Here is a 24,500-nt window from a genome sequence, read left to right on the forward strand (position 1 = left end):
CATGACTCAAGTCGATTTTTACATCCTGCCCAGCGCCGACCCGCTTGCGCGTCTGGACTTCGCCTGCAAACTCACGGACAAAGCCTGGCGCCTCGGTCATCGCGTCTACCTGCATTGCAGCGACGCCGAGCAACGTGCCGAACTGGACGCCCGCCTGTGGCGTTTCAAAGGCGAAACCTTCGTGCCCCACGGCGCGGTCGAGGACGATCACGACGCTCCGGTGGCATTGGGCATCGGCGGCGATCCCGGCCCTCATCAGGATTTGCTGGTCAATCTGGACCTGCGCATCCCCGAATTCTTCAAACGTTTCGCCCGCATCGCGGAGATCGTGGTGGAGGAACCGTCCATCCGGCTGGCGGCGCGAGAGAGTTTCCGCTTCTACCGTGAACAGGGCTATCCTCTGCAGGATCACCGACTGCAGCGTCTTTGAGCACACGATGGACAATACAAAACACCTGAAAGACTCCGCGCATTTGCTGGATGACCTTGAGTCCATCCGACAGTTGCTCGGCGATGATTCCCTGCAACCGCCTCTGCTGACCGACACGGTCCAGAGCGAAGGCCAGATCCCCCTGTTGTTCGACGTGGTCAGTGGTCAAGTGATTGCTGCCGACGAGCACGAGGCCCGCGCCGACGACATTCCGGTGCTGACGGCCGAGCCAGTCGCCGCCCTGGCCCCCCCGGCGCCTGCCGCCGCGCAGCCCGAACCGGAAACCGTTCGCGCACCGAACCCTGACGACCTGCTCCACCTCGACAGCGAACTGCGCGCCGCCGCGCAATTGATCATGCAAGACGTCATCGACGACTTCGCCCCGCACATCGAAAACGAAATCAAGCGTCGGCTCGAAGCGCGATTGGAACGGTTGTTGAACCAGCACTAGAGCGGATCGTCTGCACCGCGGTCTCGCTTTTGCCCGCAGGGCGTAGGAGTTGGCTTGCCTACGATCTGCTGCGAAGCGGCAGCACAACCGGCTCAGTCGGTGTGTCAGGTAAATCGCATGCTTAGGATTCGCTGCCGCTTCGCGCCAGATCGCAGGCAAGCCAGCTCCTACGCCCTTCGGGCAGAATCAAAAGCGCCAGGCCGCGCCGCTCTCTAGCTTGCCGCTCGCCGCTTATCGCTTGCGGCTTCCCACAGCTTGTAGCTTGCCGCTGCTTCAAAAAGCTATACTTCCCGGCTTTTCCGACTGAAAGCAGATCAGGTTCCCGCCGCGCATGGACAAGACCTACCAGCCGCACGCCATCGAAACTTCCTGGTACCAGACCTGGGAGTCCGAAAACTATTTCGCTCCGCAAGGCGCGGGCGACTCGTACACCATCATGATTCCGCCGCCGAACGTCACCGGCAGCCTGCACATGGGCCACGGTTTCAATAACGCGATCATGGACGCCCTGATCCGTTTCCGCCGCATGCAGGGTCGCAACACCCTGTGGCAGCCAGGCACCGACCACGCCGGTATCGCCACCCAGATGCTGGTCGAGCGTCAGCTCGAAGCTCAGGGCCAGAACCGTCATGACCTGGGTCGCGAAAAATTCCTCGAAAAAGTCTGGGAGTGGAAGGATCAGTCCGGCGGCAACATCAGCCGTCAGATCCGCCGCCTGGGCTCCTCCGTGGACTGGAGCCGTGAGCGCTTCACCATGGACGACGGCCTGTCCGAAGCCGTCAAAGAAGCCTTCGTGCGCCTGCATGAAGACGGCCTGATCTACCGTGGCAAGCGTCTGGTCAACTGGGACACCAAGCTGCACACCGCGATTTCCGACCTCGAAGTGGAAAACCACGACGAGAAAGGCAACCTGTGGAACCTGCGCTACCCGCTGGCCGACGGCGCCAAGACCGCCGAAGGTCTGGATTACTTGATCGTCGCCACAACCCGTCCGGAAACCATGCTCGGTGACGCCGCCGTCGCCGTGAACCCGAACGACGAGCGTTACAAGGCTCTGATCGGCCAATTCGTCGAGCTGCCGCTGGTAGGTCGTCGCATCCCGATCATCGCCGACGATTACTGTGACCCTGAATTCGGCACCGGCTGCGTGAAGATCACCCCGGCCCACGATTTCAACGACTACGAAGTCGGCAAGCGCCACAACCTGCCGCTGCTGAACATCTTCGACAAGAACGCCAACGTGCTGGCCGCTGCTCAGGTGTTCAACCTCGACGGCACCCTGAACGAAACCGTCGACGGCACCCTGCCGGCTGAATACGCAGGCCTGGACCGTTTCGAAGCGCGCAAGCAGATCGTTGCAGCGTTCGATGCCGCGGGCCTGTTGGTCAGCGTCGACGACCACGCCCTGAAGGTGCCGAAAGGCGACCGCTCCGGCACCATCATCGAGCCGTGGCTGACGGACCAGTGGTACGTGTCCACCAAGCCACTGGCCGAGCCTGCCATCGCCGCCGTCGAAGACGGCCGCATCGCTTTCGTGCCGAAGCAGTACGAAAACATGTACTTCTCCTGGATGCGCGACATTCAGGACTGGTGCATCAGCCGTCAGCTCTGGTGGGGCCATCGCATCCCGGCCTGGTACGACGAGTCGGGCAAGGTCTACGTCGGTCGCGACGAAGCCGAAGTGCGCGCCAAGCACAACCTTGGCCCGGACGTGGCGCTGCAACAGGACAACGACGTCCTCGACACCTGGTTCAGTTCCGGCCTGTGGACCTTCTCCACCCTGGGCTGGCCTGAGCAGACCGAATTCCTGAAAACCTTCCACCCGACGGACGTGCTGGTCACCGGTTTCGACATCATTTTCTTCTGGGTCGCCCGGATGATCATGCTCACCATGCACCTGGTGAAGAACGAAGACGGCACCCCGCAAATCCCGTTCAAGACCGTTTATGTCCACGGTCTGGTCCGCGATGGTCAGGGCCAGAAAATGTCCAAGTCCAAGGGCAACGTCCTGGACCCGCTGGACATTGTCGACGGTATCGAACTCGAAGCCCTGGTGCAGAAACGCACCAGCGGCATGATGCAGCCGCAACTGGCCAAGAAGATCGAGAAGCAGACCCGTGCCGAATTCGCCGACGGCATCGCCAGCTACGGCACCGACGCCCTGCGCTTCACCTTCTGCTCGCTGGCCTCGACCGGTCGTGACATCAAGTTCGACATGGGTCGCGTCGAAGGCTATCGCAACTTCTGCAACAAGATCTGGAACGCCGCCCGCTACGTGCTGGACAAGGGCGAAGACTGCGGCCAGAACGGCGAAGAAGTCGAACTGTCGCTGCCGGATCGCTGGATCATCTCGCAGTTGCAACGCACCGAAGCCGAAGTGACTCGCCAGCTGGATCAATTCCGTTTCGACCTCGCCGCGCAGGCGCTGTACGAGTTCATCTGGAATCAATACTGCGACTGGTACCTGGAGCTGTCCAAGCCGGTGCTGTGGGACGAGAACGCGCCGATCGAGCGTCAGCGCGGCACACGCCGTACGCTGGTTCGCGTGCTGGAAGTGGCACTGCGCCTGGCGCATCCGTTCATGCCGTTCATCACCGAAGAAATCTGGCAGCGCCTCGCGCCGCTGGCCGGTGCGCAGGGCAAGACCATCATGCTGCAACCGTGGCCGGTGGCGAACGAAGCGCGCATTGACGCCGCTGCCGAAGGCGACATCGAATGGCTCAAGGGCCTGATGCTGGGCGTGCGTAACATCCGTGGCGAAATGAACATCGGCCCGGGCAAGCCGCTGCAACTGTTCCTCAAGAACGTCAGCGCCGAAGACCAGCGTCGCCTGAACGAAAACGAGCACCTGCTGAAGAAGCTGGCCAAGCTCGAATCGTTCACCGTACTGGCCGCAGGCGCCGAAGCACCACTGTCCGCCACCGCTCTGGTGGGCGAGATGGAAGTGCTGGTGCCGATGGCTGGCCTGATCGACAAGGGCGCCGAGCTCGCGCGTCTGGACAAGGAAATCCAGCGCCTGCAAGGCGAAGTCCAGCGCGTGGGTGGCAAGCTGTCCAACGCCGCTTTCGTCGACAAGGCACCGCCTGATGTCATCGCCAAGGAGCGCGCCAAGCTGACCGAGGCCGAACAGGCACTGGGCAAGCTGGCCGAACAGCACGCACGGATCGCGAGTTTGTAACGACCGACTCAGCCCGCCTGAATCCCGGGCGGGCTGAGTCACACGAACCCTGTAGGAGTGAGCTTGCTCGCGATAGCAGTGTGTCAGGCGAAGCATTCGTCACGGGCAGACCGTTATCGCCAGCAAGCCCGCTCCCACAGGGTTTTGTGTTTTAACCGGAAAAGACCCGCAATGACCAAACCCGAGCAGCCCAAGCCGCCTCGCAAGAAACCGAAACCCGCTCAGTCAGCCAAACCTGCCGAACCGCGCGAGAAGGCCAGCCTGCACCCGCGCAACCGCCATCAGGGCCATTACGACTTTCCGCGCCTGATCAAAAGCAGCCCCGAGCTGGGTAAATTCGTGATCACCAACCCCTATGGCAAGGAAAGCATCGACTTCGCCAACCCGGCGGCGGTACGCGTGTTCAACCGCGCATTGCTCAAGGCGTTCTACGGCATCGCCCATTGGGACATTCCGACGGATTACCTCTGCCCACCGATTCCCGGTCGCGCCGATTACCTGCACTTTCTGGCCGACCTGCTCGCCGAGGACAACGCTGGCGTCATTCCCCGTGGCGCCGCGATCAAGGCGCTGGACATCGGCACGGGGGCCAACGGCGTCTACCCCCTCATCGGCCACAGTGAATACGGCTGGCACTTCGTCGGCTCGGACATCGACACGATTGCCGTCGCTTCGGCGGCCACCATCGTCAAGGCCAACGCCTTGGGTAAGGCCATCAGCCTGCGTCAACAGGGCAATAGCAAGCACATTCTGCTCGGTCTACTGCAAGCAGACGAACGCTTCGACATCAGCCTCTGCAACCCGCCCTTTCACGCCTCCGCCGAGGAAGCGTTGCGCGGCAGCCAGCGCAAATGGCGAGCACTGGGCAAGGCCGATCCCAAGCGCAAACTGCCGGTGCTGAATTTCGGTGGGCAAGCGGCGGAACTGTGGTGCGAAGGCGGCGAAGCGCGTTTCGTCGCGCAGCTGATTACCGAAAGCGCTCAAGTGCCAATGCAGGTGCTGTGGTTCAGCACGCTGGTGTCGAAGGCCTCAAACCTGCCGCTGATCCAAAGCACGCTGAAAAAAGCCGGCACTGTTGAAAGCCAGGTGGTCGAGATGTCACAAGGGCAGAAACAAAGCCGCTTCGTGGCGTGGACTTTCCACGACAAAGCGCAGCAGGCCGCATGGCGAGCGGAGCGCTGGGCCGCCCGGTAAATTGGGTGCTCCCGCCTGCAGTTGCGGGCCAGCACACGCCTTCAAAACTGATCAAATCGTAGGCTCAAAAAAACCGTGTCCGGATCGCTCCGTCACACGGTTCTCTTACAAGCAGCGGTGTCGCTTACTTGTTGACTGCGTCAGTCAGGCCCTTGGCCACAACCAGTTTGATCACTTTCTTGGCTGGGATTTCGATGGCAGCGCCAGTCGAAGGGTTACGGCCAGTGCGAGCTGGACGCTCGGTTACTTTCAGCTTGCCGATACCTGGCAGGGTGATTTCGCCGCCATTTTCCAGTTGATCAGCGACGATTTGGCCCAATTGGTCGAGAGCGTTGCGCGCGGTGGTTTTTGGCGCGTCGATAGCTTCTGCGATATCGGCGATCAATTGGTCTTTAGTCAGAGCCATGGTGGTGTTCCTTCCCTATCAAATTCAGATGGTTTGCAGAGTGTGTACAGACGCGAAATGTAGATACCGAAATCGGCCTTTGGTTCGGCCGAACGCCCACAAACTGCATGCTTGGCGCGCTTCAGTGCGCAAGACCGGGCAAAACTAGCACAGAGCCACGCAAATATCCGCCCCTACCTAGCCATTTGGTCAGCTTTATCATGGTTAAACACCAAAAAAGTCAGATTAATGGGGGCGGAGCCGTGTTTATGGCCTCTCCAGCACGCTCTGGCCCAGTCTGCGGTACACTTGCCGACTTTCGCACGGGCCGAGCAGGCACCCGTTCAGTTCCACCTCAGCAGCCGAGAAATCCATGCCGATCCGTCATGCCATTGTTCACCTGATCGACAAGAAACCCGACGGTACGCCCGCAGTCCTCCATGCTCGCGATTCCGAACTCGCGGAGTCCCAGGCCATCGAGAACATGCTGGCCGACCTCAATGAAAGCTATAACGCCAAACAAGGTAAGGCCTGGGGTTTTTTCCATGCCGAGTCCGGCGCGCACCCGTTCAGCGGCTGGTTGAAGGAGTACGTTGATGAGGGCAAGGATTTCACGGCGTTCAGCCGCACCGCTGTCGAGCACCTGCAAAAGCTGATGGAAGAATCCAACCTTTCAGTGGGCGGCCATGTGTTGTTCGCCCATTATCAGCAGGGCATGACCGAATACCTCGCCATCGCGTTGCTGCACCACAGCGAAGGCGTGGCGGTAAACGAAGCACTGGATGTCACGCCCTCGCGGCATCTGGACCTCGGCCAACTGCACCTCGCGGCGCGAATCAACATCTCCGAGTGGCAGAACAACAAAGCCTCCAAACAGTACATCTCGTTCATCAAGGGCAAGAACGGCAAGAAGGTCTCCGAATATTTCCGCGACTTCATCGGCTGTCAGGAAGGCGTGGACGGCCCCGGCGAGACCCGCACCTTGCTCAAGGCCTTCAGCGACTTCGTCGAGAGCGAAGACCTGCCAGAAGAGTCAACCCGTGAGAAGACCAAGGCCTTGGTGGATTACGCCAGCAGTCAGAGCAAAATGGGCGAACCCATCGCGCTGGAAGAACTGTCTGGGCTGATCGACGAAGACCGTCCGCGCGCGTTCTACGAACACATCCGCAACAAGGATTACGGCCTGTCGCCGGAAATCCCGGCCGATAAACGCACGCTCAACCAGTTCCGCCGCTTCACCGGCCGGGCTGAAGGCCTGTCGATCAGCTTCGAAGCGCACCTGCTGGGCGACAAGATCGAGTACGACGAAGAGAAAGGCACGCTGATCATCAAGGGTTTGCCAACTCAACTGACCGATCAACTGAAGAGGCGCTGATCGTCATGCTCGGGCGTACCCTCAAGAAATTCGCGCTGATCATGTTGGTGGTCGTGGTCTACCAGAACTGGGGCAAGATCGAGCACCTCGTCAATCCCTCCCAGGCGGTCTCGGCGCAGGTGCAGTCCCAGGCCAAGGTCGTGCTGTACGCCACCGACTGGTGCGGCTACTGCAAACAGACACGACATTTTCTCGACAGCAAGGGCATCCCTTACACCGAGTACGACATCGAGAAGTCCAAAGAAGGCCGCAAGGCGTATGAGGCGCTGGGCGGCCGTGGCATCCCTCTGATCGACGTGAACGGCACGCTGATCAGAGGATTCTCGCCGGACGAGATTCTTGCCGCGTTGAAGTGACTCAGCGCTTGTCGATACGGAATCCGAAACGCGGGAAGTGAACATGAACGACGCCCGCACGTTCATCTTCGCGGCGGACGATGATTTCCTCGCTCCCGCTGAACACCAGCTCACCATGAACCGGGTTCACGCCGTAATCGACTGCCGACACACTGACCTGTTGACCGGGCTCGAACCCGTTCGGGTCCTTGAACGCCTCGTCGGGCAGCGGAGCAGGTTCTGCGTTGCGTGCGATCTCAATGGCATCCGCCGGGCTGAGTTCGCTAGGTGCCCCATGTCCAAAGCCGATCACGCGCTGATACCACGCCAGGACCGCAGGGTAATCATCCACCAACGGAGCCGTAACCGGGGTCTGCTTCAAAAACCACAGAGTGTGAGCCACCGAGAAGTCGGCAATCGACGGCACGCCGAGCAGGAAGTCGCCGTTGCGCTCCAGCTGCGTCTCGAGACGCCCCATCAACGTCGGCCACTGGTGCTGCGCTAACTCCAGAGGCACCCGTGTTGCACTGCCGCCATCAAAGAACGTCGCGCGGTCCGCCACGAACGCTTTCACCCCCTCGGGGGGTAGCTTCGCGAAACGCACGGCCAGTGACGCGGGCTGAAACACCAGGCTGACCGAATGCAGGAACAGCACCGAATCCGCCCAGTTCGCCAGACTCGCCGACGTAAACTCCTGCCCTTCCGGGTAAAAACTTGGCGATGATTTTTCTGCCTCAAGCCGCCTGGCAATCAACGCCGTGTCGCAATAAATATCGGCTCCGACCTGCAACACCGGCGTCTTGCGATAGCCGCCGGTGAGGGCTGTGAGGTCCGGTTTCGGCAGGATCGGCGGGATGATCACCGAACGCCACGACAGCCCCTTGAAGCCCAGCATCAACCGGGCTTTCTCGGAAAACAGGGACGTTGGGTAATGGTGCAGGATCAACTCACTCATGTTTCGACCTCTGGAACGAAGGCATTGAATCCGGGCGTGACGACCTCATGTCGCACACCCGGCCACGGTATTCAGACAGTGGCTTAAGTTGAGCGTTGCCAGTGATGATCACAAGTGACGAACAGGCCAAGTTCGGAGACGTTACTTAGAGCGGGCTGATTTCGAATACGTGGGAGATCGTCTGGCTCCTGGCATCCCAGACATACCGGACATGTTTGCCTTGCACCGGGAGCGAGACCGCCGGCGGACGAAACGCCGCCACACACTCATGCCCGTCAAGGCGCACGCTCTTGTAGAGCAGTCCCCACGCCCCTTCTCCCCGCAATGCGCTTGCGAAGGCTTGCGAGGTCCCGTAACGAGAAGGGTCCGGGTCATGCAGTTCAGGAAAATCCTCACGTACGTCATGCACCGGCTTCACGACCTGATTCACGTAGGTGCGCAAGGTCAGTTCGATGTCGGGCTCGTTCGTCGCCGCGAGGAAGCGCTGCTGATGGAAGCGCGTTTCTGCAATAGCCGCAGCCTGGCTATTCGCGGCGTAATAGATACCGTACGTCCCGTCCGTGAATCGGCTGGCCTTGCCGATGTGGGTAAACGCAGCCATGACGGGGGTAGAGCCGGGGCCGGAAACACGGTCCTCGACGGCGACTCTGCGCAATACACCGCACTGATCCAGCAGACGATCGTTGGTCATCGACTCCAGCGCATACGCCATCTCAAGGTCGGCCGGGTTGAGCACATCCTCAAACAGCGTGATCGGAGGAAAAGCACTGTTGATCATCCTGAACGCGGCATCCCAGGCCGGGATCACGGTCTGTGCATGCTTCATCAGCCCCGGACTCCGTCCAGATACCGACGCACGTCCGCGATGTCCACCACCCGACCGGCCAACATGTATTGCAATGCGGATTGGCCGTTGAAAGGTGCCGCCGTGTTGGGTTTTGCGACCCATTCGTAAGCGCGTTCCAACTGATTGCTGAAGATGATGCTGAGCGCTTTGTGGATGCCCATCAAATAGGAAATTCGCTCCAGCGTATCGCGCGGCAAACGGATGTCGGGGGTCCGTTTGTATTTGTAGAAGGTCGTGTTGCTCACAGCGCCCAGCAGTGTTCGCTGGTCCTCGACCGAGCATCCCCAATGCGCCATGAGATTGAAAAAGAAGGTCAGGGCTACGCGCCCTGCTTCCGGGGTATCGACACCAACGCCATCGTTGCGGGTGATCGCCAAGGCTGTCATGGATACCGCTCCTGCTCATCGAATCTGACCATCAGGCTAGTACACATACGCACAAAATAAAACAGGTAATTCACATGCGAAATTACTGACGTCCCCTGTGCACACGCTCTTACCCGCTTCCGCGCGTCAGCCTCCACAGCAGCACGTCGTTACTCGAAAGGCGTCAGGACAAAACTGGCCACAAGCGCCTCTTTTGCCCGCTTGCGCAGTTTCTTGATCAGCCGCTCCTGACGCAGCGCCTCACCCTTGTCGCGGCACGCCTCGATATACACCAGCGCCACGGCAGGGCTGGAAAAGAAAAATCGCGCACCCTTTCCGCTCTGGTGTTTGGTAAAACGCTTGTGGGGGTCGTCGCTGATGCCGCAATACAGCGAGCCGTTGGCAGCGCGTACGAGGTACACGAACCACGGCTTCGGCGTGAGGGTCTGAGGCGCAGCCTCAAGGGCAACAGCGGTATCGGTCATGGCAGGTTGAGAGCTGAAACGCGGAAGACGCGATTCTAACAGAGCCTTAGCGGCCTGCCCGGAAGGCTTTCAAACCCTTTTGCGCCTGGGCGCGAATGGCGTTTTGAACGAACGGCGTCCAGCCCAGTAACGCGCCTTTCGCACCCAACGCCTGCCGCGACCAACGCCACAGGTCGAAGTTGTCGTGGTGTTCGCAAATCTTGCCGTCGCGAAACACGAAGCGCGCCTGAATATCGTTGACCACGGTGCGGCCGGTCTGGCTGAACAGGTAGGTCGCCAGCCAATGTGCGCCGCCGGAGCGTTCGTCGGCACGCACGTTGTCGAAGCGGATGGAGAATTCCTTGGCCCGCGACGTCAACATGCGCCACATGTCACCGGCCTCGCTTCCCCGTAACTCACCGAACACCGGGTCGCTGAACAGCACGTCGTCGGTGTAACAGGCCGCCATGGCCTGGGCGTCGAGCCGATTGAAGGCCTCGTAGAAACGACGGATCAAGGCGCTGTTGTGTTCGCCAGGCTGTTCGGTGGTGTGGAGATCGCTCATACGCAGTGTCGTCCATGGAAAAAGATGCTTGCACGATAAGCGGCAGCGGAGCGTTTTGCCACGGACATTCGCAGGGCAAATACCTCGACTCAAACTTTCTCGCTGGTCACGTCGACGTACAGCGCACGCCCGGCGCCCATCCCTGCCAGAATCGCACCGACACCGATGATGCCGAAGATCCAGCCGACCGCGCTCCAGTTGCCCGTCCAGTCATGCACCACGCCAACCGCGAACGGACCCAGCGAAGCCAGCGTGTAGCCGACGCCCTGAGCCATGCTCGACAGGTTGGCGGCGACATGAGAATCCCGGGAGCGCAGCACGATCAGGGTCAGCGCGAGGCTGAACGTACCGCCCTGCCCCAACCCTAGCACCACGGCCCAGAGCCACAGTTGATTGAGCGGCGCGTACAGACAACCGTACAAACCGCCCAGTGTCAGCAGCATGACCAACAGAATCGCCAGTCGTTGATCCTTGCCCCGTGTAGCCAGCCAAGGTGCAGTGAGCGAGCTGACCAGTTGCACCATGATCGAACCCGATAGCAGCAGACCCGCTTCTGTAGGTGTCAGGCCACGGCCAATGAGGATCGACGGCAACCAGCCGAAAACGATATAGGCCAGCGATGATTGCAGCCCCATATATAAGGTGACTTGCCGCGCCAGACGATCACGGAACAACCCACGCACCCGATAGGCCACCTGATGCTGCCCCTGGCGTTGACGGGTTTGTGGCCACCAGAAGATCGCGGCAATCACCGCGGGGACAATCCAGAACCCAAGGCCGAGTGTCCAGTCGCTGCCGCTTTCGTTTCCAAACACCTGGCTCAACGGCACGGTCGAACCCGCCGCCACCGCAGCCCCTAGACACAGAGCCATGGTGTATACGCCGGTCATGGTGCCAGCCTGTTTGGCGAAATCGCGTTTGACGATACCCGGAAGCAGCACGCCGATGATGCCAATGCTCGCGCCCGCCATGATGCTTCCCGCGAACAAACCGACTTCACCGAACGAACTGCGCAACAGGATGCCGCACGTCAGGGTCATCAGAATCCCCAGCACCACGCGCTCGCTGCCGAAACGCCGCGCCAGGATCGGCGCCAATGGCGCGAACAAACCGAGACACAGCACCGGCAGCGTCGTCAGCAAACCCGCCTTGGCCGCTGACAGACCCAGCCCCTTCGACACCTCACTGAGCACCGGCGCCATGCTCGACAGCGCCGGACGCAGGTTCAACGCCACCAGCACCAGCCCCAACAGCAGAAACCACGGGCGCTTCAGGACAGGCCGGTGCTGCTGGACTTCATCGTCATCAGCCTCCGCGTCAATCAGCAGTTCGTCGATTTCATGATGTTTTCGGGAAGGGGATAGCGTGTCGCTCGCCGTAGGCGCCTTGGTCGTCATGGGATTCTCGTGGGGGCAGGATGTGTAACAGCGCATTGCGCAAAGGCGTAATCCTGTTGGAGATCAGCAGAGAACACAAGTTTTACGAGGATTGGGTACAGTTTTAACCGTTTGGACCATTAACGAATCCGCAAACAAAAAACCCGGGCACAGGGCCCGGGCTTCTGGGTACAGCCGCTATTAACTCAATGCAGGATCTGACTGAGGAACAGCTTAGTGCGGTCGCTTTGCGGGTTGTCGAAGAAGTCGTTCGGGGCGGCTTGTTCGACGATTTCGCCTTTGTCCATGAAGATCACGCGGTTGGCCACGGTGCGGGCGAAGCCCATTTCGTGGGTCACGCAGAGCATGGTCATGCCTTCTTCCGCCAGGCCGACCATGGTGTCCAGCACCTCTTTCACCATTTCCGGGTCGAGGGCCGAAGTCGGCTCATCGAACAGCATGATTTTCGGCTTCATGCACAGGGCACGGGCGATGGCCACGCGTTGTTGCTGACCGCCGGAGAGTTGGCCCGGGTATTTGTGCGCCTGCTCTGGAATGCGCACGCGCTCCAGGTAGTGCATGGCGATTTCTTCGGCCTTTTTCTTCGGCATCTTGCGCACCCACATCGGTGCCAGCGTGCAGTTCTGCAGGATGGTCAGGTGCGGGAACAGGTTGAAGTGCTGGAACACCATGCCGACTTCACGGCGAATGGTTTCGATCTGCTTCAGGTCTGAAGTCAGCTCGGTGCCATCGACAACGATGCGACCTTGCTGGTGTTCTTCCAGACGGTTCAGGCAGCGAATGGTGGTCGACTTGCCCGAGCCCGACGGGCCGCACAACACGATACGCTCGCCCTGACGCACGTTCAGGTTGATGTCTTTCAGCACGTGGAACTGGCCGTACCACTTGTGTACGCCTTCCATCCGGATCATGCCTTCGGCGCCCAGGGGCTTTTTGATAGCTTCACTCATCTCATAACTCCTAACGCTTGTGGCCTGTGTCCAACTTACGCTCCAAATGCATGGAGTAGCGGGACATACCGAAACAGAAGATCCAGAACACCAGGGCCGCGAACACGTAGCCCTCGGTCGCCATGCCGAGCCAATTCGGGTCGGCGGCCGCTTGCTTGACGCTGTTGAGCAGGTCGAACAGGCCGATGATGATCACCAGACTGGTGTCCTTGAACAACGCGATCACGGTGTTCACGAGACCTGGAATCACCAGCTTCAGGGCTTGCGGCAGAATCACCAGGCCCATCCGACGCCAGTAGCCCAGGCCCATGGCCGCAGCGGCTTCATACTGGCCTTTCGGAATGGCCTGCATACCACCACGCACCACTTCGGCGACATAGGCCGACTGGAACATGATCACGCCGATCAGGGCGCGCAACAGTTTGTCGAAGTTCATGCCTTCTGGCAGGAACAGCGGCAGCATCACCGACGACATGAACAGCACGGTGATCAACGGTACGCCGCGCCAGAACTCGATGAACGTCACGCAGAGCACGCGAATCGCCGGCAGGTCGGAGCGACGCCCCAGCGCCAGGATTACGCCCAACGGCAAGGCACCGGCGATACCGACGGTGGCGATGACCAGTGTCAGCATCAGGCCGCCCCACTGGCTGGTCGCCACTTCGGTCATGCCGAAGATGCCGCCATGCAGCAGGAAGAACGCCACGATCGGGTAAATAACCAGGAAGCTCAGACCGTAAACGGCTTTGCGTGGCATGGCTTTGATGAACAGCGGCGCGGCGCCGATGATCGCCAGCCAGACGGTCAAATCGACCCTCCAACGCAACTCCTGCGGGTAGTAGCCGTACATGAACTGGCCGAAGCGCTGTTCGATGAAGACCCAGCACGCACCGGCCTTGGTGCAGTCGGCGCGGGTGGTGCCGACCCAGTTGGCGTCGAAGATCGACCAGCTCAGCAGCGGAGGAATGACCAGCCAGATCAGGTAGATCGCGAACAGGGTCAACAGCGTGTTGATCCAGTTCGAGAACAGGTTCTGGCGCATCCATGCCACCGGGCCGAAGACTTTGCTCGGCGGCGGCATGTCGGGTTTGAAAGTATGGGATGTCATGCGCGTTTCCTCACCGCTCGATCAGCGCAATGCGCTTGTTGTACCAGTTCATCAGCAGAGAAATGCTGATACTGATCGCCAGGTACACGCTCATGGTGATGGCAATGACTTCGATGGCCTGACCGGTCTGGTTCAACACGGTACCGGCGAACAGCGAAACCATCTCCGGATAACCGATACCGGCCGCCAGCGAGGAGTTTTTCGCCAGGTTGAGGTATTGGCTGGTCAGCGGCGGAATGATCACCCGCAGGGCTTGCGGGATGATGACCTTGCGCAGCGTCGGCCCCGGGCGCAGGCCCAGGGAACGTGCGGCTTCGGTCTGGCCGTGGCTGACGGATTTGATGCCCGAACGCACGATTTCCGCGATGAACGCGGCGGTGTAGACCGTCAGTGCCAGGGTCAGCGCGAGCAGTTCAGGGATCAATACCCAGCCGCCGACGAAGTTGAAGCCCTTGAGCACCGGCATTTCCCAATGCACCGGCGCACCGAAGATCGCCGCACACAGCGCAGGGATCACGATGAACAGGGCCAGGCCCGCCCAGAACTTGTGGAAAGGGACGCCCGTCGCTTCGAAGCGTTTGTTCGCCCATTTGGCCATGATCACGATGGCGACGATGGCCACCACGATGCTGATCACGAACGGCCAGGTAGCGTCGTTGGTGATCGCTGCCGGCATGTTCAGACCCCGGCTGCTGACGAAGAACGAACCCAGGAAGCCGTGAGCGGCACGTGGACCTGGCAAGGTCAGGAACACGGCGAAGTACCAGAACAGGATCTGCAGCAGAGGCGGAATGTTACGGAAGACTTCAACGTAAACCGTCGCCAGCTTGTTGATGATCCAGTTGTTAGACAGCCGCGCCACGCCGACGATGAAGCCGAGCAGGGTCGCGAGAATCACGCCGATGAAGGTCACCAGCAGGGTGTTGAGCAAACCGATGAGGAACACGCGCGCGTACGAATCCGATTCCGTAAAAGGAATCAGGTGTTGCGCGATGCCGAAACCGGCGCTGTTTTGCAGGAAACCGAAACCTGAGGTAATACCCCGGTGTTGCAGGTTGGTTTGGGTGTTATCGAACAGATACCAACCCATCGCGACTACGGCGATAACCGTGATTATCTGAAATAGCCACGCACGCACTTTGGGATCGCTGAGAGATAGCCTCTGCTTGGGTGCGCTGATCTGATTTTGCATGGGAGTGCCCCAGAGAAAATGCAACGAAGCGCCCGGCTGCGGGGTACGCAGCCGGGCACAGGTCAATCAACGTACTGGTGGGGCGTATTGGATGCCGCCAGCGTTCCACAGGGCGTTCTGACCACGCTCGATTTCCAGAGCAGTGGATTTGCCCAGGTTCTTCTCGAAGATTTCACCGTAGTTACCGACTTGGGCAACGATCTTGACGACCCAGTCCTTCGGCAGTTTCAGCTGAGGGCCGTATTCGCCATCAGCACCCAGCAGACGGGCTACGTCCGGGTTCTTGGTGGCTTTGGCTTCCGCTTCGACGTTCTTCGAAGTGATGCCCGCTTCTTCGGTGTTCAGCAGTGCGTAACCAACCCAGCGAACGATGGAGGTCCACTCGTCGTCGCCACGAGCCACAACCGGTGCCAGAGGCTCCTTGGAGATGGTTTCAGGCAGAACGACGTAGTCTTTCGGCGAAGCCAGCTTGGAGCGTTGTGCGTACAGCTGAGATTTGTCGGAAGTCAGCACGTCGCAACGACCGGATTCCAGCGACTTGGCGCTTTCGTCGGAGGTGTCGAAGGTGATCGGGGTGTATTTCAGGTTGTTGGCGCGGAAGTAGTCAGAGACGTTCAGCTCGGTGGTGGTACCGGCCTGAATACAGATGGTCGCACCGTCCAGTTCCTTGGCACTTTTTACGCCCAGCTTGTTGTTGGCCAGAAAGCCAACGCCGTCGTAGTAGGTGACGAAGCCAGGGAATTCCAGACCCATGCTCGCGTCGCGGGAGCTGGTCCAGGTGGTGTTACGCGAGAGGATGTCGATCTCGCCCGATTGCAGCGCGGTGAAGCGCTCTTTGGCGTTCAGTTGGCTGAATTTGACCTTGGTCGCATCACCGAAGACAGCAGCGGCAACAGCGCGGCAGAAGTCAGCGTCGATACCCTGGATCTTGCCGCTTTTGTCCGGTACCGAGAAACCTGGCAGACCGTCACTCACGCCGCACTGGATGAAGCCTTTCTTCTGAATGGCGTCCAGTTTGGCGCCCGCTTGAGCGAAACCGGTCAGACCGAGCGCTGCTGCGGCGGCCACTACAGCCAGGGTGGATTTCAACATCTTCATTCAAACCTCCAGTTTGCTCTTTGTTGTGTGGGAGCTTTAGCCCGTCGCACCCTTGTGAGGCATTCATGACCCGTGCTGGCTTGTTTTTGGGTCATGCGACGTTTGAACCGTGATCCGGGAACCGCGCGAAACATTTCGCAATCGGCGTCATCGGATTGGCGGGTCAAATGGACTGAAGCCCCATGATGTCCCTGCACCCAAAGGTACGGGGCGAATCGTGCCGGAGATCCTCTCGATGGACTCCATGCTGCCTCGGCGTAACAATAAGCGGCATTACGCCTAACCTAGTAGTGTTACCGCGCAAGGTGAGCGCCTTCACTCCGGTTGTTTTGTAGCAAAGCGCGTACCACCATGGTGGCAAACTCGAATTAGCGACAGGTCAAGATCAAAACTTGTAACCTTGCGACATCTTCTTTCATTTATGACATCCCCTGCGCACTGCGTTGAAGCAGGCCTTAAATCCGCCCGCACACAAATGGAGCACACATGAGCGAGCCTTTGATCCTTGAGCCCGAAAAAGCGGCCGATGCTTGCGTTATCTGGCTGCACGGCCTCGGTGCAGACCGTTACGACTTCATGCCAGTCGCCGAGACACTCCAGCAATCATTGCTCTCCACACGCTTCATTCTTCCGCAGGCGCCAACTCGCGCAGTGACGGTGAATGGCGGCTATGAGATGCCCAGTTGGTACGACATCAAGGCCATGAGCCCGGCGCGAGCCATTGATCGTGACCAACTGGAAGGGTCGGCCCAACGCGTGCTGGCATTGATCGAAGGGCAACGGGGCAGCGGCATCGACCCGGCGAGAATCTTTCTGGCGGGTTTTTCACAAGGGGGCGCGGTGGTGCTGCACGCGGCATTCCTGCGCTGGGAAGGCCCACTGGGCGGGGTGCTTGCGCTGTCCACCTATGCGCCGACTTTCGGCGATGACATGACCCTTTCGGCCAGTCAGCAGCGCATTCCGGCGTACTGCCTCCACGGACAACACGATGAGGTGGTGCAGAACGCGATGGGCCGATCCGCGTACGAGCATCTGAAAGCCCAAGGCGTCACCGTGACATGGCAGGAATACCCAATGGGCCATGAAGTGTTACCGCAGGAAATCGCCGATATAGGCGTCTGGCTCGGGGATCGGCTGCGTTAAACAGCGCGTTTTGATCCTTTCCTTTGGCTGGCGAATTTGGTATGGCACTACGCCGCGCCCGATTCTTGCATTACACTGCCCGGCGTACATTCCTTAATCAATCGATGAGATGACCGTGCTCAAAGCACTTAAAAAAATGTTCGGTAAAAGCGAGGCTGGGCAGCTCGCGCCCGCTGCGCCTCTCCCCGCCTCCGTCAGCCCGACTGAAAGCGCTTTTCGGGAAACCGCCACGCCAGTGGCAGCCCCGGCGCCATCGCACTCCAGCGACGAGCCCACTCCGCAACGTCCCAAAGCCGAGCGCCCACGCCGTGAACGCGCTCCCAAGCCTGTCGCAGTGCCATGGAAAATCGAAGATTTCGTGGTGGAACCCCAGGAAGGCAAGACCCGCTTTCATGATTTCCCGCTCGCCCCAGAATTGATGCACGCCATTCAGGACCTGGGCTTCCCTTACTGCACGCCGATTCAGGCGGGTGTCCTGGGCTTCACGCTCAAAGGCAAGGACGCCATCGGTCGCGCACAAACTGGCACCGGCAAGACCGCCGCGTTCCTGATCTCGATCATCACGCAGTTGACTCAGACTCCGCCACCAAAAGAACGCTACATGGGCGAACCCCGTGCGCTGATCATCGCGCCGACCCGTGAACTGGTGGTGCAAATCGCGAAAGACGCCGCCGCGCTGACCAAATACACCGACCTCAACGTCATGACCTTCGTGGGTGGCATGGACTTCGACAAGCAGCTCAAGCAGCTTGAAGCCCGTCACTGCGACATTCTGGTTGCCACCCCTGGCCGTCTGCTGGACTTCAACCAGCGCGGCGAAGTGCACCTGGACATGGTCGAGGTCATGGTGCTTGACGAAGCCGACCGCATGCTGGACATGGGTTTCATCCCGCAAGTCCGCTCGATCATTCGTCAGACGCCGCATAAGGGTGAGCGCCAGACGCTGCTGTTCTCCGCAACCTTCACCGATGACGTGATGAACTTGGCGAAGCAGTGGACGACCGATCCTGCCATCGTCGAAATCGAATCCGTGAACGTCGCCAGCGATAACGTCGAGCAGCATATTTACGCGGTCGCCGCGGCCGACAAATACAAGCTGCTGTACAACCTGATCAACGACAACGGCTGGTCGCGGGTGATGGTGTTCGCCAACCGCAAGGACGAAGTGCGCCGCATCGAAGAGCGTCTGGTGCGCGATGGCGTTAATGCTGCACAGCTGTCGGGCGACGTCCCGCAGCACAAGCGGATCAAGACGTTGGAAGGTTTCCGCGAGGGCAAGATTCGCGTGCTGGTGGCCACGGATGTTGCTGGTCGCGGCATTCACATCGACGGCATCAGCCACGTGATCAACTTCACCCTGCCGGAAGTGCCGGACGACTACGTGCACCGCATTGGCCGTACGGGCCGTGCTGGCGCTGACGGCGTGTCGATCAGCTTCGCGGGTGAGGATGATTCGTACCAGTTGCCGTCTATCGAAGAAAAACTGGGCCGCAAGATCAGCTGCGAAATGCCGCCGACCGAGTTGCTCAGAGCGGTGGTGCGCAAGCAAAAGGCACAGCCTGCGGCCGAATCTGAATAACGGCCGCTAAACTGTGGGAGCCAGCTTGCTGGCGAATACGTCGTGTCAATCAACGATGATGTGACTGACCTGACGCATTCGCCAGCAAGCTGGCTCCTACAGGGCCCAGCGGTGAATCAACGTGACTTCCAGCGATCCGCCGCCTGGTGATCGCTCTCCCGCCCTTCCACCCAGCGCGGGCCCTGCGACGTGTTTTCCTTCTTCCAGAACGGCGCGCGGGTCTTGAGATAATCCATCACGAAATCGCAGGCTTCAAATGCCGCTTGACGATGCGCGCTGGCCACGCCGACGAACACAATCGGTTCGCCCGGTTCCAGCGCCCCGACCCGATGCAGCACCTCGATCTTGAGCAACGGCCAGCGCTGCTGCGCTTCATCGGTGATTTTGCCCAACGCCTTCTCGGTCATGCCTGGATAGTGCTCCAGAAACATCCCCGACACCTCGCGGTCGTCATTGAAGTCGCGCACGTAGCCGACAAAGGTCACCACCGCGCCGACGCCCACATTAGCGTCGTGCATGGCATTGACCTGAGCGCCCGGATCGAACGCACCGGCCTGCACTCGAATGGCCATGTTCAGCCTCCGGTGACGGTCGGGAAGAACGCCACTTCGTCGCCCTGTTCAACCGGCTCATTCAACGAACAGAGTTCCTGATTGCGCGCGCACATGATGCTTTGCTCGCTCAGTACGTCCCACACGCCGCCCCTTTGCAGCAAATGCTGACGCACCGCGTCAACAGTAGCGAATGCGCCTTCGAGGGTTTCACTTTCCGTGCCGAGCGTCTCGCGAAACCGGGCAAAATATTGGACCTGCACATGAATGCTCATTACGCGCCCACCGTCTCATCGACCACGAAATGCCCGCTCTTGCCGCCGAGCTTTTCCAGCAACCGAACGTGTTCGATGACCATGCCGCGATCCACGGCTTTGCACATATCGTAGATCGTCAGCGCCGCGACGCTGGCCGCCGTCAGGGCTTCCATTTCTACGCCGGTCTGACCGGAGAGCTTGCAGCGGGCAACGATGTGAACGATGTCCGCGCCTTCGGCGTTCAGCTCGACCTTCACGCTGGTGAGCATCAACGGGTGGCAGAGGGGGATCAAGTCGCTGGTTTTTTTAGCGGCCTGAATCCCGGCGATACGCGCCACGGCGAACACGTCCCCTTTCGGATGGCCTCCGGCGACGATCATTTGCAGGGTTTCGGGCAGCATGCGCACGCGCGCTTCAGCCACGGCTTCACGGGACGTCACGGCTTTTTCGGTGACGTCGACCATGTTGGCGCGACCTTGGGAATCGAGATGAGTGAGCACGGGATAACTCCTGGACAGGAGCCCGCATTATAGCGGCAAGACGCGAGTTTCGAGCTACAAGCTACAAGCATCGGCCCTACGCCGGACCAACACTTGCAGCTTGAAACTTAAGACTCGACGCTATTTACAGATGGCTTTCTGCATATTCCGCCAGGATCGAGCGCGGCACCCCTTGCAGGGTGATGTGCACGCCATTCGGGAAGTCCTTGAAGCGCTCCGTCAGGTAGGTCAGCCCGGAACTCGTGGCCGACAGGTAAGGGGTGTCGATCTGCGCCAGGTTACCCAGGCAGACCACCTTGGAACCGGCACCGGCACGGGTGATGATGGTTTTCATCTGGTGCGGCGTCAGGTTCTGGCATTCGTCGATCAGAATCAGGCTTTGCTGGAAACTGCGACCCCGTATGTAGTTGAGGGATTTAAACTGTAACGGCACTTTGCTGAGGATGTAATCGACACTGCCATGGGTGTTTTCGTCATCCATGTGCAGCGCTTCGAGGTTGTCGGTGATCGCGCCGAGCCATGGCTCCATTTTTTCCGCCTCAGTGCCGGGCAGGAAGCCGATCTCCTGGTCGAGCCCCTGCACGCTACGCGTGGCAATGATGCGGCGATAACGTTTGCTGACCATGGTCTGCTCGATGGCAGCCGCCAGCGCCAGAATGGTCTTGCCCGACCCCGCCGCGCCAGACAAGTTGACCAGATGGATATCAGGATCGAGCAACGCGAACAGCGCCAGCCCCTGATAGATATCCCGTGGTTTCAGCCCCCAGGCTTCTTGATGCAGCAAGGGTTCCTGGTGCATGTCCAGCAGCAGCAATTCATCAGGCTTTACGCCCTTGACCCAGCCGACGAAACCCTGCTCGTCGATGATGAACTCGTTGATGTGGACCGCCGGGATCTGCTCGGTCATCTGCACTTTGTGCCAGGTCCGGCCGTGATCCTGACGGGTATCGACCTTGCTCACGCGGTCCCAGAAGGAGCCGGTCATGGTGTGATAGCCGCGAGACAGCATCGATACGTCGTCGACCAACTGGTCGGTGCTGTAATCCTCAGCCTCGATGCCGCAGGCGCGCGCCTTGAGGCGCATGTTGATGTCTTTGGTGACCAGCACAATGCGCACTTCCTTTCTGCGCGCGTGCATGTCGATGAGTTGGTTGATGATGATGTTGTCGTTCAGGTGCTCGGGCAGAAGGCTGTTGGGCTCTTCGCGCTTGCTCATCAGGATGGACAGATAACCCTTGAATACACCTGTACCGCGATCGATCGGTACGCCTTGTTCGACCTCCTCCGGGGTCGCTTCACCGAGTGTCTTGTCGATCAACCGAATAGCCTGGCGGCATTCTGCGGCGACCGAGTGCTTGCCCGCCTTGAGCTTGTCCAGTTCTTCGAGGACCGTCATGGGAATTGCAACGTGGTGTTCTTCGAAATTCAGCAGAGCGTTTGGATCGTGAATCAATACATTGGTATCGAGCACATAGAGGATTGGCTGGTTAGAGGAAGGGGTGCGTCCGTGGTCATCCATACTCGCTCACCTTTGTAGTAGCCAGATAACGCGACACACAGTGATGCCGCGCTACGAAAAGGCCGCCGAGGCTTCCCCCTTGAGGCAGGAGGAAATTGCGCAAAGTGGAGTCTGGGGGGACGCCACCTGTGTTGCAGGGTTCGGCGGTCTGTTGTCGTAATACCGCAAAACCGATGACATAAAAAAGCGTTTTGAATGGAATTTGAAGTTTATTTCACAGCAAGACGAATAGCCCTTGGCGGATGCCCCTCACGCGTTTACAGTCGGAAGTCCGGTCGGCGAGAAATCCTCGGAAAATCCCACCGCGCCCCTCGTAAAACGCCCTACTCTCCCTGTGTTTCGGGCTTTTCAGCTTGTTCGGTGCCCCCCTGCGTCTGATTCGCAGGCGGCTCGTCGGCAGGCTCGTCGGTATCCTCATCCTCGGGCTCGTCCTGATCGGATTCGTCCGACAACTGCTGCGGATAGATATGACAGTCCTCCCAGACAATTCCCGTCTGCGCGGTGTTGGCCATCAACCAAGGCACCGCCTGCTGCGCCTTGTCGGTGCTGTCATGAAACACGACATTGCCTCGACGCCAGAGCAGCATCAGGGTCAGCACGCGATTGGCGGTTTGTTCGACGCTGATGCGACCGGTGGCGTCCTGGGAGTCGATGTTCCACAGCGACACGCGCAGCTGCTGGTCGCGGAAAAACTGTCCGCTGTCGGCGCGACGATGACCGTAGGGCGGACGGAACAGCGGCACGAAGTTGTCCGGCAGCATTTGCTGGACCAGCGCGGCGCTGCGCTCAATGGAATCCTGCCAGCCGTTCCAGTGCGCATGGGAGCGATACTCCCAGCCCTGCAGGCCCACGCATTGCTGGCGATAGAGGGTTTGCAGCGCCTGGGGTGAGCTGCTGTCAATGCGGTTTTGCAGGTTCTTGCCGAGTATGAAGAACGTGGCGTTGATCTTCTGCTGACGCATGAAATCCGCGAGCCAGTCGGTGGCGCCATCAGCAGCTGTCGGACCGCTCTCGAAATTGAGCAGGAAGGTGCGATCCGGCATCTCGTCGCCACTCAACTCGTCCGAGTTGTAGCGCTCGATCTCGCTGCTGGTCTGAGGGAAAAGCGCGGCCATGCGCAACAGTTCGCTCAGGTAGCGCTGGTTGAACGCATCGGCAGGCGCTGCCCAGCGGGCATAGAAGGAATCGTCGGCGACTTTGTATTCCGCCGCACGCTGACGCAGCATCGGCACGTCATCGACCAACACACAGAACGACGCATCGGCCTCACAGGATTGCTCGGCGGCCTTCCAGTTCTCGAACAGGCGTGTCCACATCCGGTTGCGGATCAGGTTCATCGACGCCAGGTTGAGCTGCCGCAGCCCTAGCCGATCCGCCAATTGAACGTCGCTGAGGTTTTCACTTTCCAGCAACTGATGGGCGAAACTCAGGATCTCGGCACGGGACGCCACATCGAATAACTGTGGTGTTTCCAACACCTCGGGCCAGACACTGCGATCAATCGTCGCGATATCCCCGGTCGCCGCTTGGGCATTCAGGCCCAACAAGCAGGCGCCGATCAATAACAACATGCGCAAAACGACGTGCTCCCAATCCTTGAACGAAGAAGCCGAAACCGGCGAGGCACTATAGCGGATTTATGCGACCCGGAATTCCGTTTGCTGCCCCGGCTTCCGGGCCTGCCGTGAACCCCGGTGGGAGCGAATTCATTCGCGATAGGTGGTACTGCCGACGCCCCTTTATCGCCTGTACCCTTTTTCGCGAATGAATTCGCTCCCACAGAAAATGGCCCCACCGATGCGGCCTATCACCACCATAGCTGGAGTCCTCCGCCCGCAACCCCTAGAATCGCCCCCACGATTAAAGGAGACGACCGCATGCTGATGGTGATTTCCCCAGCGAAGACCCTCGATTTTGAAACGCCGCCCACGACTGAGCGCTTCACCCAGCCTCAATACCTGGATCATTCCCAGGAATTGATCACCCAGCTGCGCGAACTTAGCCCGGCGCAGATCGGGGAGCTGATGCACCTGTCCGACAAACTCTCGGGCCTTAACGCCGCCCGCTTTGGCAGTTGGACCCCGGCATTCACACCGAAGAACGCCAAGCCGGCGATCCTTGCGTTCAAAGGCGACGTCTACACCGGCCTCGACGCCGAAACCCTCGCCGACGCCGACCTCGACTACGCCCAGCAGCACCTGCGCATGCTTTCCGGCCTCTACGGCCTGCTGCGCCCGCTGGACCTGATGCAGCCGTATCGCCTGGAAATGGGCACCAAACTGCCCAACAGCCGCGGCAAAGACCTCTACGCGTTCTGGGGCAACCGCATCAGCGAATGGCTCAACGAAGCGCTGGCCGAACAGGGCGACGACGTCCTGCTCAACCTCGCCTCCAACGAATACTTCTCTGCGGTCAAACGCCCGGCCCTGAAGGCCCGCGTCATCGACACCGAATTCCGCGATCAGAAAAACGGCCAGTACAAAATCATCAGCTTCTACGCCAAAAAAGCCCGCGGCATGATGAGCCGTTTCGTCATCTCCGAGCGCATTGAAAAGCCTGAACAGTTGAAGGAATTCGATGTTCAGGGGTATTGGTACGCAAAAGAACTGTCGACGGCGGACAAGTTAGTGTTCTTGCGGGATGAAGGAGCGGAGTAAGGAAC

Annotated in this window: 23 protein-coding genes and 2 pseudogenes; 9 read left to right on the plus strand and 16 right to left on the minus strand. The window is 59.7% G+C overall.

Annotated elements, in window-relative coordinates; genetic code table 11:
- Position 1: 1 nt before the first annotated feature.
- The 4 genes from ACWKWE_RS09750 to rlmF all read left to right on the plus strand — a co-directional run bounded on the left by ACWKWE_RS09750 (position 2) and on the right by rlmF (position 5,253).
- Entirely contained in the window at positions 2-430 is a 429-nt protein-coding gene (locus ACWKWE_RS09750; RefSeq protein WP_483850365.1) for a DNA polymerase III subunit chi, read from the plus strand.
- Positions 431-437: 7 nt separating this feature from the next.
- Positions 438-881, plus strand: coding sequence for a DNA polymerase III subunit chi (locus ACWKWE_RS09755; RefSeq protein WP_166596405.1), 444 nt, complete (start codon positions 438-440; stop codon positions 879-881).
- Between the two features lie 331 nt (positions 882-1,212).
- Positions 1,213-4,059, plus strand: a complete 2,847-nt coding sequence (locus tag ACWKWE_RS09760; RefSeq protein ID WP_483850366.1) for a valine--tRNA ligase — start codon at positions 1,213-1,215, stop codon at positions 4,057-4,059.
- A 171-nt stretch (positions 4,060-4,230) separates the two neighbouring features.
- Positions 4,231-5,253 carry a 23S rRNA (adenine(1618)-N(6))-methyltransferase RlmF gene (gene rlmF / locus ACWKWE_RS09765; RefSeq protein ID WP_483850367.1) on the plus strand — a complete coding sequence of 341 codons (1,023 nt, stop codon included), beginning with the start codon at positions 4,231-4,233 and terminating at the stop codon, positions 5,251-5,253.
- A 124-nt stretch (positions 5,254-5,377) separates the two neighbouring features.
- Here the strand turns inward: rlmF and ACWKWE_RS09770 are convergent, their stop codons facing one another.
- On the minus strand, positions 5,378-5,659 hold the full coding sequence (locus ACWKWE_RS09770) for an HU family DNA-binding protein (RefSeq protein WP_003221909.1): 282 nt from the start codon (positions 5,657-5,659) through the stop codon (positions 5,378-5,380).
- 352 nt (positions 5,660-6,011) lie between these two features.
- Between ACWKWE_RS09770 and yejK the strand changes: the two genes are divergently transcribed.
- Positions 6,012-7,013: a nucleoid-associated protein YejK gene (gene yejK, locus ACWKWE_RS09775; RefSeq protein ID WP_166596402.1), complete on the plus strand. Its 1,002-nt coding sequence runs from the start codon at positions 6,012-6,014 to the stop codon at positions 7,011-7,013.
- 5 nt (positions 7,014-7,018) lie between these two features.
- Positions 7,019-7,369, plus strand: coding sequence for a glutaredoxin family protein (locus ACWKWE_RS09780; RefSeq protein ID WP_483850368.1), 351 nt, complete (start codon positions 7,019-7,021; stop codon positions 7,367-7,369).
- Position 7,370: 1 nt separating this feature from the next.
- On the opposite strand, the gene ACWKWE_RS09785 is transcribed toward ACWKWE_RS09780, so the two are convergent.
- From ACWKWE_RS09785 to ACWKWE_RS09830, 10 genes are all read right to left on the minus strand, one after another.
- On the minus strand, positions 7,371-8,303 hold the full coding sequence (locus ACWKWE_RS09785) for a glutathione S-transferase family protein (protein WP_166596400.1): 933 nt from the start codon (positions 8,301-8,303) through the stop codon (positions 7,371-7,373).
- A 145-nt stretch (positions 8,304-8,448) separates the two neighbouring features.
- The gene (locus ACWKWE_RS09790) at positions 8,449-9,129 is read right to left on the minus strand and encodes an RES family NAD+ phosphorylase (RefSeq protein WP_483850369.1); all 681 of its coding nucleotides are present in this window, start codon (positions 9,127-9,129) and stop codon (positions 8,449-8,451) included.
- On the minus strand, positions 9,129-9,536 hold the full coding sequence (locus ACWKWE_RS09795) for an MbcA/ParS/Xre antitoxin family protein (protein ID WP_341962202.1): 408 nt from the start codon (positions 9,534-9,536) through the stop codon (positions 9,129-9,131). Before ACWKWE_RS09795 ends, ACWKWE_RS09790 begins: the two co-directional genes overlap by 1 nt.
- A gap of 149 nt (positions 9,537-9,685) precedes the next feature.
- A complete protein-coding gene (locus ACWKWE_RS09800; protein ID WP_483850370.1) occupies positions 9,686-10,000 on the minus strand; it encodes a GIY-YIG nuclease family protein in 315 nt (104 codons plus the stop codon).
- Between the two features lie 46 nt (positions 10,001-10,046).
- Positions 10,047-10,544: a nuclear transport factor 2 family protein gene (locus ACWKWE_RS09805; RefSeq protein WP_483850371.1), complete on the minus strand. Its 498-nt coding sequence runs from the start codon at positions 10,542-10,544 to the stop codon at positions 10,047-10,049.
- 89 nt (positions 10,545-10,633) lie between these two features.
- Positions 10,634-11,941 carry a CynX/NimT family MFS transporter gene (locus ACWKWE_RS09810; protein WP_483850372.1) on the minus strand — a complete coding sequence of 436 codons (1,308 nt, stop codon included), beginning with the start codon at positions 11,939-11,941 and terminating at the stop codon, positions 10,634-10,636.
- 185 nt (positions 11,942-12,126) lie between these two features.
- Entirely contained in the window at positions 12,127-12,891 is a 765-nt protein-coding gene (locus ACWKWE_RS09815) for an amino acid ABC transporter ATP-binding protein (protein WP_296179560.1), read from the minus strand.
- Between the two features lie 10 nt (positions 12,892-12,901).
- The gene (locus tag ACWKWE_RS09820; RefSeq protein WP_166596393.1) at positions 12,902-13,999 is read right to left on the minus strand and encodes an amino acid ABC transporter permease; all 1,098 of its coding nucleotides are present in this window, start codon (positions 13,997-13,999) and stop codon (positions 12,902-12,904) included.
- Positions 14,000-14,009: 10 nt separating this feature from the next.
- Complete coding sequence (locus ACWKWE_RS09825; RefSeq protein WP_166596392.1) at positions 14,010-15,191, minus strand: amino acid ABC transporter permease; 1,182 nt, start codon at positions 15,189-15,191, stop codon at positions 14,010-14,012.
- Between the two features lie 66 nt (positions 15,192-15,257).
- Positions 15,258-16,289, minus strand: a complete 1,032-nt coding sequence (locus ACWKWE_RS09830; protein WP_166596391.1) for an amino acid ABC transporter substrate-binding protein — start codon at positions 16,287-16,289, stop codon at positions 15,258-15,260.
- 486 nt (positions 16,290-16,775) lie between these two features.
- Here ACWKWE_RS09830 and ACWKWE_RS09835 point away from each other — a divergent pair, with 486 nt between their 5' ends.
- Both ACWKWE_RS09835 and rhlB read left to right on the plus strand, forming a co-directional pair.
- A complete protein-coding gene (locus tag ACWKWE_RS09835) occupies positions 16,776-17,432 on the plus strand; it encodes an alpha/beta hydrolase (RefSeq protein ID WP_483850373.1) in 657 nt (218 codons plus the stop codon).
- 286 nt (positions 17,433-17,718) lie between these two features.
- Positions 17,719-19,011: pseudogene (rhlB, locus tag ACWKWE_RS09840) on the plus strand (ATP-dependent RNA helicase RhlB); the annotation flags it as partial.
- A gap of 116 nt (positions 19,012-19,127) precedes the next feature.
- Here the strand turns inward: rhlB and moaE are convergent.
- The 5 genes and pseudogenes from moaE to ACWKWE_RS09865 all read right to left on the minus strand — a co-directional run.
- Positions 19,128-19,583, minus strand: coding sequence for a molybdopterin synthase catalytic subunit MoaE (moaE, locus tag ACWKWE_RS09845; protein WP_483850374.1), 456 nt, complete (start codon positions 19,581-19,583; stop codon positions 19,128-19,130).
- A 2-nt stretch (positions 19,584-19,585) separates the two neighbouring features.
- A complete protein-coding gene (locus ACWKWE_RS09850) occupies positions 19,586-19,831 on the minus strand; it encodes a MoaD/ThiS family protein (RefSeq protein ID WP_483850478.1) in 246 nt (81 codons plus the stop codon).
- A gap of 5 nt (positions 19,832-19,836) precedes the next feature.
- A complete protein-coding gene (gene moaC, locus ACWKWE_RS09855; RefSeq protein WP_166596386.1) occupies positions 19,837-20,319 on the minus strand; it encodes a cyclic pyranopterin monophosphate synthase MoaC in 483 nt (160 codons plus the stop codon).
- Positions 20,320-20,443: 124 nt separating this feature from the next.
- Complete coding sequence (locus ACWKWE_RS09860; protein WP_166596385.1) at positions 20,444-21,838, minus strand: PhoH family protein; 1,395 nt, start codon at positions 21,836-21,838, stop codon at positions 20,444-20,446.
- A gap of 413 nt (positions 21,839-22,251) precedes the next feature.
- A pseudogene (locus tag ACWKWE_RS09865) lies at positions 22,252-23,415 on the minus strand (polysaccharide deacetylase family protein); the annotation flags it as partial.
- A 300-nt stretch (positions 23,416-23,715) separates the two neighbouring features.
- Here ACWKWE_RS09865 and yaaA point away from each other — a divergent pair.
- On the plus strand, positions 23,716-24,495 hold the full coding sequence (yaaA, locus tag ACWKWE_RS09870) for a peroxide stress protein YaaA (protein ID WP_483850375.1): 780 nt from the start codon (positions 23,716-23,718) through the stop codon (positions 24,493-24,495).
- The last annotated feature ends 5 nt before the right edge of the window (positions 24,496-24,500 follow it).

The organism is Pseudomonas salicis (assembly GCF_057128705.1).